Raw genomic sequence first — 13,805 nt, 5'->3', positions numbered from 1 at the left:
CGGTCTCACATGAGTTTGACGCCGTCCTTGCTTTGCAAGGGCGGCTTTGCGCGTTTAGACTTTCACCATGGCCCTGAGATTCCTTTTCGCGCGCACCCTGTGTCTGGCCCTCGTGCTGGGAACCGCCGGTCTCGCGCCGGCGCTGGCGCAGCAGATTGAGCCGCCGCCCCCGCCCGGCAAGCAGAAGAAGCTGCCGGAGGCGCCGGCCAAGCTGCCCAAGGTCGATCGCACCAAGAATCTCGATTTCCTGTTCGGTGCGCTGAAGGCCGCCCCCGACGACGTCAGCGCCAAGCATGTCGAGGCGCGGATCTGGGCAATCTGGCTCCACACCCCGAGCGACACCGCGGCGCTGTTGATGTCGCGGGCCAAGACGGCGGTCGATGCGCAGAAGATCGACATCGCGATCAAGCTGCTGGATTCGATCATCAAGCTCAGGCCCGACTACATCGAGGCCTGGAACCGGCGCGCCACGCTCTACTACATGCAGAACGACTATGGCCGCTCGCTCGCCGACATCCGCGAGGTGCTGATCCGCGAGCCCCGCCATTTCGGCGCGCTCGCAGGGCTCGGCATGATCATGCAGGAGGTCGGCGACGAAAAGCGCGCGCTGGACGCCTACCGCAAGGCGCTCGCCGTCAATCCGCACCTCGAGAAGATCCCTGAGCAGGTCAAGGCGCTGACCGAGAAGGTCGAAGGCCGCGACATCTAGAGCACGATCCGGGCCCGAAGGGCGCGCTGGCGCAACGTGTGCAGCGGTTCTCCGGAGAGGTCGTGCTCAAACAACAAGGCTCAACTCGATCATTTCTTGAGCGACTGCGGCGTGCGGGGATTAACCACGATCACACGCACTGTGACGCCGGGGGTATTGCCGCGGACATCGGAGGTCTACCTGCATGGCAGGAGCTCAGCCATGAAGCGTTTGATCTTTGCGGGTAGCTTGCTGCTGGCGTCGGGGACGGTCAGCCTCGCCGACGGACTGTTCTGGGTGGTCGGCAACCGCGCCACCGGGAAATGCGACATCGTAACCAGCAATCCCGTGATCATCGGCGACATCTGGTTCGGTGACGGCCCCTACAAATCCAAGGCCGACGCCAAGCTTGCCCGTTCGACGATCCGCGCCTGCCCCGCCGTCACCACCGACGACGAAAAGGACGAGGACGGCACGAACTAGATCGTCGCCTGCACGTCAGTGCAGGGCGCTGCCGCCGCGCTCGGCGAGGCCGCGATCGGCCGCTGCGGCGTAAGCCTTTGCAAGTTCCGTCTCGAGGTGTTCATTGATCAGGAGCAGCGCGCGCACCGCGCCGCGCAGGTCGCCGTTGCAGCTCGCCACGATCTCGTCGATCGCAGTGTCGTTGGATCTGAAGCTCATCGAAATTCTCCGGTTCAAATCAGGACAAAACCTGCCGGCCTTTCCCGCGTCCCCTGAGGTCGCAGGAGGATCGGCGCCCACCCGCGTCTAAATGGCGGAACCGACCGTGGCGATTATATGGAAGCCGCGATGACGCCTGCATGAAGCTGGTCCGAGGCTTGCGCATCACCGCCGGTCCGCATTGATTTCATTGGGATTTTCAGTTCGGCAATTATGCACATATCCACAGCCCCGGCATTTCCGGTGGAAATGCGGGAGCCGGCGGAGCGAAACTGCCGCCTGCCAAACCCGTAGCTGCGATGTGCCCTGGATTTCCCGGATTCACTCCATGATCGTGATGTCAGTCGTGACGGCGCTGGTTCTGCTGGCGCTGCTCACGCAGGCCGGCGTCGTCGCCGTGCAACGCGCCTTTCCGCCCCAAGGCCGGATGATCGAGGTCGACGGCGCGACGCTGCACGTCGTCGACCTCGGTCCGCGCGATTCGGGCCTGCCGATCGTGATGCTGCACGGCGCGAGCTCCAATCTCGAAGCGATGCGTCGGCCGCTCGGCGACCTGCTTGCCCGGAACCATCGCGTGATCCTGATCGACCGCCCCGGCCATGGCTGGAGCACGCGCGCGCGGCGACAGGACTCGACGCCGGAAGTCCAGGCGCGGATGATCGATGAAGCGCTCGGCAAGCTCGCCATCGATCGCGCGGTCTTCGTCGTGCATTCCTGGAGCGGGGCGCTCGGTGCGCGCCTCGCGCTCGACCACCCGCGCCGCCTCGCCGGCCTCGTCATGCTCGCGCCCGTCACCCATCCCTGGCGCGGCGGCGTCGGCCGCTACAACGAGATCATCGCCACGCCCGTGATCGGCCCGCTGCTCGCCTACACGATCACGCTGCCGCTCGGCTATGTCCTCACCGAGCCCGGCGCGCGCAACGTGTTCCTGCCGCAAGTCATGCCGGACGGCTTTGTGAAGGATTCCGCGACGCCGCTGCTGCTGCGTCCGCGCGAATTCATCGCCAATGCCTATGATCTGGTGACGTTGAAAGAGGCCGTCGCCGCGCAAGTTGCGCGCTATGGCGAGATATCGGTGCCGGTCACGATCATCGCCGGCGAGCCCGACAAGACGGTCTCGACCAACATCCACGCGCGCCCGTTTGCCGCGACTGTGCCGAATACGAAGCTGATCGTGCTGCCCGACCTCGGCCACATGGTGCAGAACGCGGTGCCGGAACTCGTGAAGGCTGAAATCGAGACGATGATCGGCAAGATCGTCCCGGTGCAGGCGGCCGCCGATTAGCGGCCGCCGGTTGCGCGCCTACTGCTTGATCTTCCCGTCCTTGTCGAACTGCGAGATGAAGGCCCAGAGATTGTTGATCTCGGTCTCGTTCTTGATGCCGGCGAACGCCATCTTGGTGCCGGGGATCTTGGCCTTCGGGTCCTTGATGTATTCCTTGAACGTCGCCTCGTCCCAGGTGATGCCGGAATTCTTGTTCGCATCCGTGTAGCTGTAATCGGGAGCGGTGCCCGACTTGCGGCCGTTGAGGCCGTTGAGCTCGGGGCCGACCTTGTTCTTGGCGCCTTCGCCGATCGCGTGGCAGGCCAGGCATTTGTTGAATGACGTCTTGCCGGCCGCGACATCCTGCGCCATCGCGGCAGGTGCGGTGGCAATCACGGTGAGGATCGTCAATGCGCCAATAGTCAGTTTTGTCATCAGAGTGCTCTTCGTCTCTTCCCGGGTCAGATGGAGGGTCGTGGTTTTGGCAGGTCCGGTGCATGTGGACAAGCCGCGGAACCTTGACAGGTTTCCTGCTAGCAGACTTGCCCCAGAGAGAACTTGCGCTGCAACAAAGCAATGCGACCTTCGGAGGACCTACCCAAAGACGGCGAGACATGATTGATTTGGCGGGACAATTCCCTCTGTCGGACCAAGGCTTTGTAATTGAGGCTTCGTAATATGGCCATCATGATGCCCGCGAGCGACCAGGCAGTACTGGCCCGTCGCAGCGAGATCGTCGCCGCCTTGCGCGCAATCGTGCCCGGCGAAGGTGTGATCGACAGCGCCGCCGAGATGCGGGCCTATGAATCCGACGGGCTGACGGCCTATCGGCAGCCGCCGATGGTCGTGGTGCTGCCCGACACCACCGAGCAGGTCTCGCTCGTCCTGAAATATTGTGCAGAGCATGGCATCAAGGTGGTGCCGCGCGGCTCCGGCACCTCGCTGTCCGGCGGCGCGCTCCCGCTGGAAGACGGCGTGCTGCTCGGTCTCGGCAAGTTCAAGCGCATCCGCGAGATCGATTTCGACAACCGCGTGGTCGTCACCGAGCCTGGCGTCACCAATCTCGCGATCAGCCAGGCCGTCGCGCATGCCGGCTTCTACTATGCGCCCGATCCGTCCTCGCAGATCGCCTGCTCGATCGGCGGCAATGTCGCGGAGAATTCCGGCGGCGTGCACTGCCTGAAATATGGCATGACCACCAACAACGTGCTCGGCTGCGAGATCGTCCTGATGAGCGGCGAGATTCTGCGCATCGGCGGCAAATCGGCGGAGAATTCCGGCTACGACCTGATGGGCGTCATCACCGGCTCCGAAGGCCTGCTCGGCGTCATCACCGAGATCACGGTGCGGATCCTGCAAAAGCCGGAGACCGCGCGCGCGCTTATGGTGGGGTTCGCCGAGGTCGAAGCGGCCGGTGAATGCGTGGCGCGGATCATTGGCGCCGGGATCATTCCCGGCGGTATGGAGATGATGGACAAGCCGGCGATCCACGCTGCCGAGGCGTTCGTCCATGCCGGCTATCCGCTCGACGTCGAGGCGCTGCTCATCATCGAGCTCGACGGTCCCAAGATCGAGGTCGACGAGCTGATCACGCGGGTCGAGACGATCGCGAACGGCTGTGGCTCGACCACCTGCCAGATCTCGACCTCGGAGGCCGAGCGCAATCTGTTCTGGGCCGGCCGCAAGGCCGCGTTCCCCGCTGTCGGCCGCATCTCGCCCGACTATCTCTGCATGGACGGCACCATCCCGCGCGGCGCGCTGCCGAAGGCGCTGGCACGCATCCGCGAGCTCTCGGAAAAATACCAGCTCGGCTGTGCCAACGTGTTCCACGCCGGCGACGGCAATTTGCATCCGCTGATCCTCTACGATGCCAACAAGCCCGGCGAGATCGAGCGCGCCGAAGCTTTTGGTGCCGACATCCTGCGTGCCTGCGTCGAGTTTGGCGGCGTGCTGACCGGCGAGCACGGCGTCGGCATCGAGAAGCGCGATCTGATGGGCGACATGTTCAGCGAGATCGACCTCAACCAGCAGCAGCGCCTGAAATGCGCCTTCGATGCGCAGGGCCTGCTCAATCCCGGAAAGGTGTTTCCGACCCTGCACCGCTGCGCCGAGCTCGGCCGCATGCATGTGCACGCGGGCAAGCTGGCGTTCCCGGACATTCCGAGGTTCTAGCGCCGCCTCGCGGATGCGCGCTTAATTTGCATTCCGCTCTAAACTTGGATACCGGCTCAGTCGTGGATACGCTCAAGGTCAGAGACGCCAAGGACGTCGAAGAGGTGGTGCGCGCGGCGATTGCCAACGAGCAGCCGCTCGAGATCATCGGTCATGGCAGCAAGCGCAGCATCGGCCACGCGATGGCGACCAACGCCGTGCTCGACGTCTCTGCGCTGAATGCCGTCACCTCATACGAACCCAACGAGCTGATCGTGACGCTCCAGGCCGGCGCGCCGCTGGCCGACGTGCTGTCGCTGATCGATGCCAAGAACCAGCAATTCGCCTTCGAGCCGATGAACACCGCGCCGCTGCTCGGCACGTCCGTGTCAGGCACCATCGGCGGCATGATCGCGGCCGGGCTCGCCGGGCCGCGGCGCATCAGGGCGGGCGGGGCGCGCGACCACCTGCTGGGGGCGCACGCCGTCTCGGGTTTCGGCGACAGCTTCAAGACCGGCGGTAAGGTGGTGAAGAACGTCACCGGCTACGACCTTTGCAAGCTGCTCGCGGGTTCCTGGGGCACGCTGTCGGTCATGACCGAGGTCACGCTGAAGGTGATGCCGAAGCCGGAGGCCGAGCGGACGCTGCTGCTGCGCGGGTTAGATGATGCCGCCGCCAACAAGGCGATGACCGCGGCACTGGGATCGCCCTTCGACGTCTCCGGCGCCGCGCATCTGCCGAAATCGGCGTTCCGCGCCAAGACCGAAGGCCTTGGCGATATCGTCAGCCAGGGCGAGGCGTTGACCATGCTGCGGCTCGAGGGCATCACGGCGTCGGCGGCGCATCGGGCCGCCTCGTTGCGCGAATTGCTGGCGCCGTTCGGAACCCCGGCGCTCATAGAGGACGCGGCGTCCGCGGCGCTGTGGGCTGCGATCCGCGATGTCCTGCCGTTCGCGTCAGGCGGTGCACTGGGAGCCTGGCCGGTATGGCGGATCGTCTGTCCGCCGGCGTCGGGCGCGGCGCTCGGCACGCAATTGGCGCACGAGACCGGCGGTGACGTGATCTACGATTGGGGCGGCGGCCTGATCTGGGCGGCGCTGCCGCCGAAGAGCGATGCCCATGCCCCAAGCGTGCGCCGGTGCGCCGACGCGGTCGGCGGGCACGCGACGCTGATCCGTGCGGCGGAGGAGGTCCGGCGCGACGTCGATGTGTTTCATCCGCAAGCGCCTGGCGTGGCCGCTTTGAGCGAGCGGGTGCGCGCCAGTTTCGATCCGAAATCCGTTCTCAACCGGGGACGGCTGACGCGGGGCCCTGCGGCATGAAGACCGAATTCTCACTCGCGCAGCTCGCCGACCCCGACATTGCGGAAGCCGACAAGATCCTGCGCGCCTGCGTCCATTGCGGCTTCTGCACCGCAACCTGTCCGACCTATGTGCTGCTCGGCGACGAGCTCGATAGCCCGCGCGGCCGCATCTATCTGATCAAGGAGATGCTGGAGAAGGACCTGACCCCGACGGCCGAGGTGGTCAAGCATGTCGACCGCTGCCTGTCGTGCCTGGCCTGCATGACGACCTGCCCCTCCGGGGTGAACTACATGCACCTCGTCGACCAGGCCCGGGTCAGGATCGAGCAGCGCTACCAGAGGCCGCTGACCGAGCGGCTGTTGCGCCAGGTGCTGGCCTTCGTCCTGCCGGACCCGCAGCGTTTTCGCGTCAGCATGTGGCTGGCGCGGCTGGGCCGCCCGCTGGCCGTCTTCCTGCCGACGCCGCGGCCCTCGGCGACGCCCGGCCTGATCCAGCGCCTCAAGGCGATGCTGGCGCTGGCCCCGAGCCGGCTGCCGTCACCGGGCCCCGCCGCCGGCAGCGTGTTCGCGGCGCTGGGCAAGAAGCGCGGCCGCGTCGCGCTGCTCCAGGGCTGCGCCCAGCAGGTGCTGGCGCCGCGCATCAATCAGGCTGCCATCAATCTCCTCACCCGCCACGGGATCGAGGTTGTCCTGGTCAGGGACGAGCAGTGCTGCGGTGCGCTGACCCATCATCTCGGCAACGACCACGACGCATTGGCGCGGGCCCGGGCCAATATCGCGGCGTGGCTGAAGGAGGCGGCCGGCGAAGGGCTCGACGCCATCCTGGTGACGACCTCCGGCTGCGGCACCGTGATCAAGGATTACGGCTATCTGCTGCGCGAGGACACTGCGTTCGCGGCCGATGCCGCCAAGGTGTCCGCGCTCGCCAAGGACATCACCGAATACGTCGCCGGCCTCGGACTTGTGGCCACCGCGCGACACGACGACATCGTCGTCGCCTATCACTCCGCATGTTCGTTGCAGCACGGCCAGAAAATCACGGGCCTTCCGAAAGAATTGCTTTCCAAGAATGGATTCGTGGTGAAAGATGTCCCGGAGAGCCATTTGTGTTGCGGTTCGGCGGGGACCTACAACATTCTCCAGCCCGAGCTTGCGGGCAGGTTGCGTGATCGCAAGGTCGCCAACATCGCAAGCGTCAAGCCGGACATGATTGCCGCGGGCAATATCGGCTGCATGGTGCAGATTGCCAGTGGCACGTCAGTTCCGGTCGTACACACGATTGAGCTTCTCGATTGGGCTACGGGCGGGTCGCGGCCGGCATTGAACGCGCAAGTTTGAGCTTTCAAAGGCTGAGCTTTCGTCCGGAGGTGACGGCTGAAGACGCCCGATCGACCATTGTTCGGCGGCAACAGGAGGACCACGATGGCGAAAGCGAAGAAGAAGAAAAGCAAGAAGGCCAAAAAGGCTAAGAGGGCTGTAGCGGCGAAGAAGAAGACCGCGAAGAAGGCAGCCAAGAAGTCCGCGAAGAAATCCGCAAAGAAGGCTGCGAAGAAGTCGGCCAAGAAGGCCGCCCCGAAGAAGGCGGCCAAGAAGCGTGCAGCGAAGGCTGCGAAAGCCCCGAAGAAAGCGGCGCCCAAGAAGAGCGCGGTCAAGAAGAGTGCGCCGAAGGCCAAGCCAGCTCCGGCCCCGGCTCCCGCTTCCGAGCCCGCACCGGAGACGAGTTGGGCGACGCCTTCTTCCGCCGGGGAAACGGCGCCGGCCGAAGGGCAGAGCTAGACTCCTCCCTTCCTCCTTCCGGAATCGACCTTTCAGAAAGGCCGCAGCGACGCTGCGGCCTTTTTGCATCGCCGGACGAGCCTTCGTGCGCCGCATTTTGAGCTCAGTTCTGATTCGTGACCTTCGGACCACGTCCTAGGGGGCTTCCCGTAACAACACGGTCTCCCGCCCCACCTTGGGAGGCGAATAATGTGATCCGAAAGCAACACCCGCCCGACAACCTTTCGTGGAATCGTTAGAACGCCCAAAAAGTCGGCAGATGCCCGCGTTTTTTGCTTCACGGGTCGTCGCCCCCGATCCAGATTGACGCAGTTACGCAAATTTGAAGGTCGGTCATATGCCCCGGGGGGCTTCCGGGATCCGACTGGGTGAGAACTGGTGATGGGGATCAAAATGAAAAAAGTGGCTTTGTTGGCAACGGCGCTGGCAATGGTGACGGGTTCGGCTCTGGCGGCAGATATGCCGGTGAAGGCGCTGAAGGCCCTGCCGCCGCCCGCCTTTGATCCTTGGGATATCGCCTTCGGCGGCGGAATCATGAGCGATTACATCTTCCGCGGTATCACCCAGTCGAACCACAAGCCGTCGGTCACGGCCTATTTCGAGCCGCGCTACAACGTCAACAAGGACCTCCAGCTCTACATCGGTACGTCCGCCTCGAGCATCTCGTTCCCGAACCGCGCCGCGGCTGAGGTCGATATCTACGGCGGTATCCGCCCGACCTTTGGCATGTTCGCCTTCGACTTCGGTGTCTGGGGCTACCTCTATCCGGGCGGAAGCTGCTTCGGTTCGCAGGGCACCCTCGCGCAGGGCAATTGCGGCACCGACCTCGACAACTCGCAGGGTGCCATCGGCCTTCCCATCAACGGCAACTTCGCCAAGAAGGATGCAAGCTTCTTCGAAGCCTATGCCAAGCTGAACATCAACATCAACGACCAGTGGACGGTCGGCTTCAACGAGTATTATTCGCCGAACTTCCTGAACCTCGGCGCCTGGGGCAACTACGCCTCGATCACCGCCAAGTGGACCGCGCCGAGCACCATCTTCGGACCCAGCGGCGTCGGCATGTATGTGTCGGGTGAATTCGGCCGCCAGTGGCTCGGTACCTCCGACATCTTCTACGGCATCGCGGGCGATCCCGTGTACGCGAACGGCATCAAGGAGCCGAGCTACAACACCTGGAACCTCGGCGTCGGCTTCACCTACAAGGTGTTCACGCTCGATCTGCGCTACTACGACACCGACCTGAAGAAGGGCGACTGCAACGCCTTCACCAGCGACCACACCGCGAAGTTCGACGGCAGCTTCACCGCCATCAACCCGGGTGGCTTCGGCTCCAACTGGTGCAGCGCGGCTGGCGTCGCCAAGCTCTCGTTCGACCTGACGGCGATGAGCAACTTGAAGTAAGTTTCGTCCCGAAAAGACTTCACCTCATTTGGCAAGGGCGGCAGAGCAATCTGCCGCCCTTTTGCTTTGGGCTTCGGTCTCGCCACAAACGTCATGCCCGGGCTTGACCCGGGCATCCACGTTCTTTGGCAGCGTCGCGCAATGAGCGCGTGGATGGCCGGGCCTTCGCCTCGCCGAAGCCGCTTCGGCCGCGCAGGCGGGACAAGCCCGGCCATGACGAAGCAGAAACGGCAGCGAATAGCCGCTGGCGCCTCAGCCCGCCGCGCTCGGCTCCTTCTCGGCCGGCGCGCCGCCGTTGCCGAGAACATGGATCTCGCCGTCCTTCACCAACGCCACCTTGCGGGTGTGGACGGCGTCGAGCGTCGAGCGGTGGCCGATCGAGACGATGGTCGCCAGCGGCAGCTTCTCCGCCAGCAGGCGGTAGAGGCGGGCCTCGGAGGGTTCGTCCAGCGAGGCGGTGGCCTCGTCCAGGAACAGATAGTCGGGCGTGTGCAGCAGCGCACGGGCAAGGCCGAGGCGCTGCTGCTCGCCGAGCGACAGCATCCGATTCCAGTGACCGTCCTCCTCGAGCCGCTCGGCGAGGTCGGGCAGGCCGACCGCGATCAAGGCGTCCCTGATCTTGTCGGAGGCGACCGTGCCGCGCTCGGCCGGATAGATCACGGCGTCGCCAAGCGGGCCGACGGGGAAATAGGGACGCTGCGGCAGCATCATCAGCCTGGACTGTTCGGGAACGGCGATCCTGCCGGTACCGAACGGCCAGACGCCGGCGACGGCGCGGAACAGCGTCGACTTGCCGGCACCCGACGGACCGGTCACCAGGACCCGCTCCGACGGCTCGATTGTGAAGGCATCGGCCGCGACCAGCGGCTTGCCGTTGGGCAGCTTCACCAGCAACTGCTCGAGCGCAATCGCCTTGCTTCCGCCGGATGACGCGACGCCGATGGTCGGCTCGTGCGCGGCGATGTTGGCGGCCGAACTGACCGCCATCTCGAAGCCGTCGAGACGGGCGACCACCGCGCGCCATTCGGCGAGCGAGCGGTAGGCGGTCACGAAGAAGGACAGCGCGCGCTGAACGCTGGAGAAGGCCGAGGCGGTCTGCATCATGTCGCCAAGCTGGATCTTCTTGGCGAAATAGGCCGGCGCCACCAGCACATAGGGAAAGATCACGGCCGCCTGCTGATAGCTCGCCGTGAACATCGTGAGGCGCTTGGTCCGGCTCATGATCGCGTACCAGTTCCCGATCACGAAGTCGAAGCGGTGCAACAGGCGCCCGCGCTCCGCGCCCTCGCCCTTCAGCAGCGCAATCTGCTCGGAGTTCTCGCGCACTCGCACCAGGTTGAAACGGAAATCGGCCTCATAGCGCTGCTGCTCGAAATTGAGATTGACCAGCGGCGCACCGATCCAGTGCGTCAGCGCCGTGCCGAGGACCGCATAAAGCAGCGCGCCCCAGACGAGATAGCCCGGGATCGCGACATCGAGGCCAAAAAGGTGCAGCGGCGCATTGTTGGAGAGGCCCCACAGGATGATGACGAAGGAAAACAGCGTGACGATCGACGAAAGCAGGCCGAGACCTATGGTCAATGTCTGCTCGACGAAGGTCTTCACATCATCGGTGATGCGCTGGTCGGGGTTGTCGGCCGCGTCGCCCTTGAGCTGCATACGGTAGTGCGTGGCGTCGTCGAGCCATTCGCCGAGATAGTGCCGCGTCAGCCATCGCCGCCAGCGGATCTGGAGCCACTGGTTCAGGTAGAGCTGATAGACCGCCAGCGCGACGAAGGCCGAGGCGAGGCCGATGAAGATCCAGATCTCGCGCATGAAGGTATTGAAGTCATAGGCCTGGAGCGCGCTGTAGAACCGGTTCTGCCATTGGTTGACCAGCACGTCGATGGCGACCAGCGACAGCTCGATCGCGACGACGGCGGCGAGCAGGCCGCGGCCGGCCCATTTGTCCTCCGATCGGAAATAGGGAATGGCGATTCGCCAGACGATCGCGAGCGTGGCGCTGATGTTCTTCACCGAGCAGGGTCTCCTAGGGAGGGATGTGCATAACGGCCCGCAGCCAAAGACTTGAGGCAATGGCGGAAATGGGCGCGCTTAGACTAAAGTCGCAAGTTCTGCAATTTGCGTTGGATTGTCGCAGCCTGCAACCCTAGCATGGGGCCCGACGGCGCGGGGTGGGGTGCTTCGGGATTTCGCGAGCTTGTGAGCGGACGGGAACCGCCGCCTTCGCGAGGAATTCGTGTCCAACTCGGGGTTATCGCTTCCAGCGTCAAGCAGGATCGGCTCTCCACGCGGGCAGCCTGCCGTAAACATGCGTGGGGAGGAAGACTATGTGGAATCAAATCTATGATCCGCTGAATAGCGCGGCGCTCTCGACGATCGCGGCCGCCGTTCCGGTTGTCTCGCTCTTGGTCATGATCGCGAGCGGGCGCGTGAAAGCGCACATCGCGGCCGTGATCGCCGTGATCATCACCAACTTAATCACGATTTTCGTCTTCACCATGCCGGCCGGCATGTCGATCCGCGCCTCTGCGCTGGGTATCGTCACAGGCTTCTTCCCGATCGGCTGGATCGTCCTCAACGTCATCTTCCTCTATCAGGTGACGGTGTCCACCGGGCGCTTCGAATTGCTCAAGCGCGCCATCGGCGGCGTCACCGAGGACCGTCGCCTGCAACTGCTGCTGGTTGCGTTCTCGTTCGGCGCATTCTTCGAGGGCGCTTCGGGCTTCGGCACGCCGGTCGCGATCACCGGTGCCGTGCTGATCGGCCTCGGCTTCTCGCCGCTCGCGGCATCCGGCCTGTCACTCATCGCCAACACGGCGCCGGTCGCCTATGGCGCGCTCGGCACGCCGATCCAGGGCCTTGCCTCCGTCACCGGGCTCGATCCCTACATCCTCGGCGCGATGGTCGGCCGGCAATTGCCGTTCTTCTCGCTGATCGTGCCGTTCTGGGTGGTGTGGGCCTTCGCGGGCTGGAAGGGCATGAAGGACGTCTGGCCGGCGATCCTCGTCACTGGCGTGTCGTTTGCGGTCCCGCAATACGTGATCTCGAACCACATCAATCCCTGGATCGTCGACATCGGGGCGTCGCTGATCTCGATGGGGGCGCTGATCCTGTTCCTGAAGGTGTGGCGGCCGAAGCAGCTCTGGTTGTCGCCGGAGCTTCGCGGTCACGACGAGTCGGCCGCGCAAATGGAAAAGGCAACGCCGCTCGACAAGACGCCGCTTACTCAGTCCGAGTTGTGGAGCGCGCTGCTGCCGTGGATCATCGTCTGTATCGTGATGCTGATCTGGGGCAATGGTGCGTTCAAGACCTGGGCGAACTCCATCTTCACCTGGAACTACGCTATTCCCGACCTCCACCAGATGATCAACAAGATGCCGCCGGTGGCCGCCAAGCCGACGCCGGAAGGTGCGGTGTTCGCGTTCACCTATCTGTCGTTCACCGGCACCGGCATGCTGATCGCGGCGATCATCTCCGGCCTCCTGATGGGGGTCGGGCCAGGACGCTTGCTGGTGGAATATGGCCGTACGATCCGGCTGTGCGCGATCTCGCTGATCACGATCTCGGCGATGCTCGCGATCGGCACGCTCACACGTCTCTCGGGCGTCGACGCGACGCTTGGTCTGGCCTTTGCCGCGACAGGCGTGCTCTATCCCTTCTTCGGCACGCTGCTCGGCTGGTTGGGCGTGGCGCTGACGGGATCGGATACCGCCTCGAACATCCTGTTCGGCAATTTGCAGCGGATCACCTCCGAGCAGCTCGGCCTGTCGCCGGTCCTGATGGCGGCGGCGAACTCGTCCGGCGGCGTGATGGGCAAGATGATCGACGCGCAGTCGATCGTGGTCGCCTCCACGGCCACGCGATGGTACGGCCACGAGGGCACCATCCTGCGCTTCGTGTTCTGGCACTCGATTGTGCTCGCCTGTCTCGTCGGTGTGCTCGTGACGTTGCAGGCCTATGTCTGGCCGTTCACGTTGCTCGTGCTGAAGTAACAGGCCATACCGGCCTCGACGCAAATCCCCGCGGGACGCCGCCCTCGCGGGGATTTTTGCGTCTGACGTGGGCGAACCTTCTCAAGGGCGTCGCCGTCTTATAGAAGGTGCCGCAAATCGGGTCGGTCGAGAGGTCTCATGGTTTCGTTCAGGCAGATGCTGTGTGCGGCGGTTGCAGTGCTCGCGACCTCCGCTGTCGTGCACGCGGAGGACGGTTTCCCGTTCGGCACCGAGATGACGCTGGAGGCGTTGCCGCAGCCCGGCTCGAAGCGGATTCCGAACATCGAGATCGGCGACAATGGTGAGGTCGTGCTGGAGCTCTGGTGCAAGGGCGGCAAAGGCCAGTTCTCGGTCGCCGGCAACACCGTCATCTTCGTCCCCGGCCAGATCCAGGACCGTTCCTGCCCGCCGGCCAGGGTGCAGGCCGACGACGAGCTCGTGGCCGCGCTCGGCAGCGTCGAGACCTGGAAGCGCCAGGGCGACGTGCTCACGCTTCTAGGCCCGAAGCCGCTGCGTTTTCGCGTCAACGGGAATTGACCGTTA

The 13,805-nt window shown here is 64.5% G+C and carries 13 protein-coding genes; 10 read left to right on the top strand and 3 right to left on the bottom strand.

Translation table 11 applies throughout. The features are described 5' to 3' along the window. The first annotated feature begins 67 nt into the window (after positions 1–67). Positions 68–709 carry a tetratricopeptide repeat protein gene (locus tag GPL20_RS05855; RefSeq protein ID WP_157328590.1) on the top strand — a complete coding sequence of 214 codons (642 nt, stop codon included), beginning with the start codon at positions 68–70 and terminating at the stop codon, positions 707–709. Between the two features lie 201 nt (positions 710–910). Further along, positions 911–1,171 (top strand): hypothetical protein, encoded by a 261-nt coding sequence (locus GPL20_RS05850; RefSeq protein ID WP_157328588.1) that lies wholly within the window; start codon positions 911–913, stop codon positions 1,169–1,171. 15 nt (positions 1,172–1,186) lie between these two features. Here GPL20_RS05850 and GPL20_RS05845 read toward each other — a convergent pair whose 3' ends face one another. After that, positions 1,187–1,369 carry a hypothetical protein gene (locus tag GPL20_RS05845; protein ID WP_157328585.1) on the bottom strand — a complete coding sequence of 61 codons (183 nt, stop codon included), beginning with the start codon at positions 1,367–1,369 and terminating at the stop codon, positions 1,187–1,189. Between the two features lie 328 nt (positions 1,370–1,697). On the opposite strand from GPL20_RS05845, the gene GPL20_RS05840 reads away from it, so the two are divergent. Beyond that, a complete protein-coding gene (locus GPL20_RS05840; RefSeq protein ID WP_157328583.1) occupies positions 1,698–2,654 on the top strand; it encodes an alpha/beta fold hydrolase in 957 nt (318 codons plus the stop codon). Positions 2,655–2,672: 18 nt separating this feature from the next. Here the strand turns inward: GPL20_RS05840 and cycA are convergent, their stop codons facing one another. Continuing rightward, positions 2,673–3,068: a cytochrome c-550 CycA gene (cycA, locus tag GPL20_RS05835; protein ID WP_157328581.1), complete on the bottom strand. Its 396-nt coding sequence runs from the start codon at positions 3,066–3,068 to the stop codon at positions 2,673–2,675. Positions 3,069–3,311: 243 nt separating this feature from the next. Between cycA and GPL20_RS05830 the strand changes: the two genes are divergently transcribed. The 5 genes from GPL20_RS05830 to GPL20_RS05810 all read left to right on the top strand — a co-directional run bounded on the left by GPL20_RS05830 (position 3,312) and on the right by GPL20_RS05810 (position 9,267). Beyond that, positions 3,312–4,805, top strand: a complete 1,494-nt coding sequence (locus tag GPL20_RS05830) for an FAD-linked oxidase C-terminal domain-containing protein (RefSeq protein WP_157328579.1) — start codon at positions 3,312–3,314, stop codon at positions 4,803–4,805. A gap of 62 nt (positions 4,806–4,867) precedes the next feature. Beyond that, positions 4,868–6,106: an FAD-binding protein gene (locus tag GPL20_RS05825; protein WP_254125787.1), complete on the top strand. Its 1,239-nt coding sequence runs from the start codon at positions 4,868–4,870 to the stop codon at positions 6,104–6,106. Next, positions 6,103–7,425, top strand: a complete 1,323-nt coding sequence (gene glcF / locus GPL20_RS05820) for a glycolate oxidase subunit GlcF (protein ID WP_157328575.1) — start codon at positions 6,103–6,105, stop codon at positions 7,423–7,425. Before GPL20_RS05825 ends, glcF begins: the two co-directional genes overlap by 4 nt. A gap of 84 nt (positions 7,426–7,509) precedes the next feature. Beyond that, positions 7,510–7,863 (top strand): histone, encoded by a 354-nt coding sequence (locus tag GPL20_RS05815; protein ID WP_157328574.1) that lies wholly within the window; start codon positions 7,510–7,512, stop codon positions 7,861–7,863. A gap of 393 nt (positions 7,864–8,256) precedes the next feature. Further along, a complete protein-coding gene (locus GPL20_RS05810) occupies positions 8,257–9,267 on the top strand; it encodes a TorF family putative porin (protein ID WP_157328572.1) in 1,011 nt (336 codons plus the stop codon). A gap of 252 nt (positions 9,268–9,519) precedes the next feature. On the opposite strand, the gene GPL20_RS05805 is transcribed toward GPL20_RS05810, so the two are convergent. After that, positions 9,520–11,283, bottom strand: a complete 1,764-nt coding sequence (locus GPL20_RS05805) for an ABC transporter ATP-binding protein/permease (protein WP_347340020.1) — start codon at positions 11,281–11,283, stop codon at positions 9,520–9,522. A 314-nt stretch (positions 11,284–11,597) separates the two neighbouring features. Between GPL20_RS05805 and GPL20_RS05800 the strand changes: the two genes are divergently transcribed. After that, positions 11,598–13,262, top strand: a complete 1,665-nt coding sequence (locus GPL20_RS05800; RefSeq protein ID WP_157328567.1) for an L-lactate permease — start codon at positions 11,598–11,600, stop codon at positions 13,260–13,262. Positions 13,263–13,400: 138 nt separating this feature from the next. Beyond that, a complete protein-coding gene (locus tag GPL20_RS05795; RefSeq protein WP_157328565.1) occupies positions 13,401–13,799 on the top strand; it encodes an META domain-containing protein in 399 nt (132 codons plus the stop codon). Positions 13,800–13,805 lie beyond the last annotated feature (6 nt).

This window comes from Bradyrhizobium cajani, from assembly GCF_009759665.1.
Classification (GTDB): domain Bacteria; phylum Pseudomonadota; class Alphaproteobacteria; order Rhizobiales; family Xanthobacteraceae; genus Bradyrhizobium; species Bradyrhizobium cajani.
Note: the sequence above shows the minus strand (reverse complement) of the source record. Positions and strands in the feature narration are given on the sequence as shown.

Coding starts and splice junctions, on each gene's coding strand:
- GPL20_RS05850 (WP_157328588.1), top strand. CDS start 911: ATGAAGCGTTTGATCTTTGCGGGTAGCTTGCTGCTGGCGTCGGGGACG.
- GPL20_RS05855 (WP_157328590.1), top strand. CDS start 68: ATGGCCCTGAGATTCCTTTTCGCGCGCACCCTGTGTCTGGCCCTCGTG.
- GPL20_RS05800 (WP_157328567.1), top strand. CDS start 11,598: ATGTGGAATCAAATCTATGATCCGCTGAATAGCGCGGCGCTCTCGACG.
- GPL20_RS05830 (WP_157328579.1), top strand. CDS start 3,312: ATGGCCATCATGATGCCCGCGAGCGACCAGGCAGTACTGGCCCGTCGC.
- GPL20_RS05810 (WP_157328572.1), top strand. CDS start 8,257: ATGAAAAAAGTGGCTTTGTTGGCAACGGCGCTGGCAATGGTGACGGGT.
- GPL20_RS05815 (WP_157328574.1), top strand. CDS start 7,510: ATGGCGAAAGCGAAGAAGAAGAAAAGCAAGAAGGCCAAAAAGGCTAAG.
- cycA (WP_157328581.1), bottom strand. CDS start 3,068: ATGACAAAACTGACTATTGGCGCATTGACGATCCTCACCGTGATTGCC.
- GPL20_RS05845 (WP_157328585.1), bottom strand. CDS start 1,369: ATGAGCTTCAGATCCAACGACACTGCGATCGACGAGATCGTGGCGAGC.
- GPL20_RS05840 (WP_157328583.1), top strand. CDS start 1,698: ATGATCGTGATGTCAGTCGTGACGGCGCTGGTTCTGCTGGCGCTGCTC.
- GPL20_RS05795 (WP_157328565.1), top strand. CDS start 13,401: ATGGTTTCGTTCAGGCAGATGCTGTGTGCGGCGGTTGCAGTGCTCGCG.
- glcF (WP_157328575.1), top strand. CDS start 6,103: ATGAAGACCGAATTCTCACTCGCGCAGCTCGCCGACCCCGACATTGCG.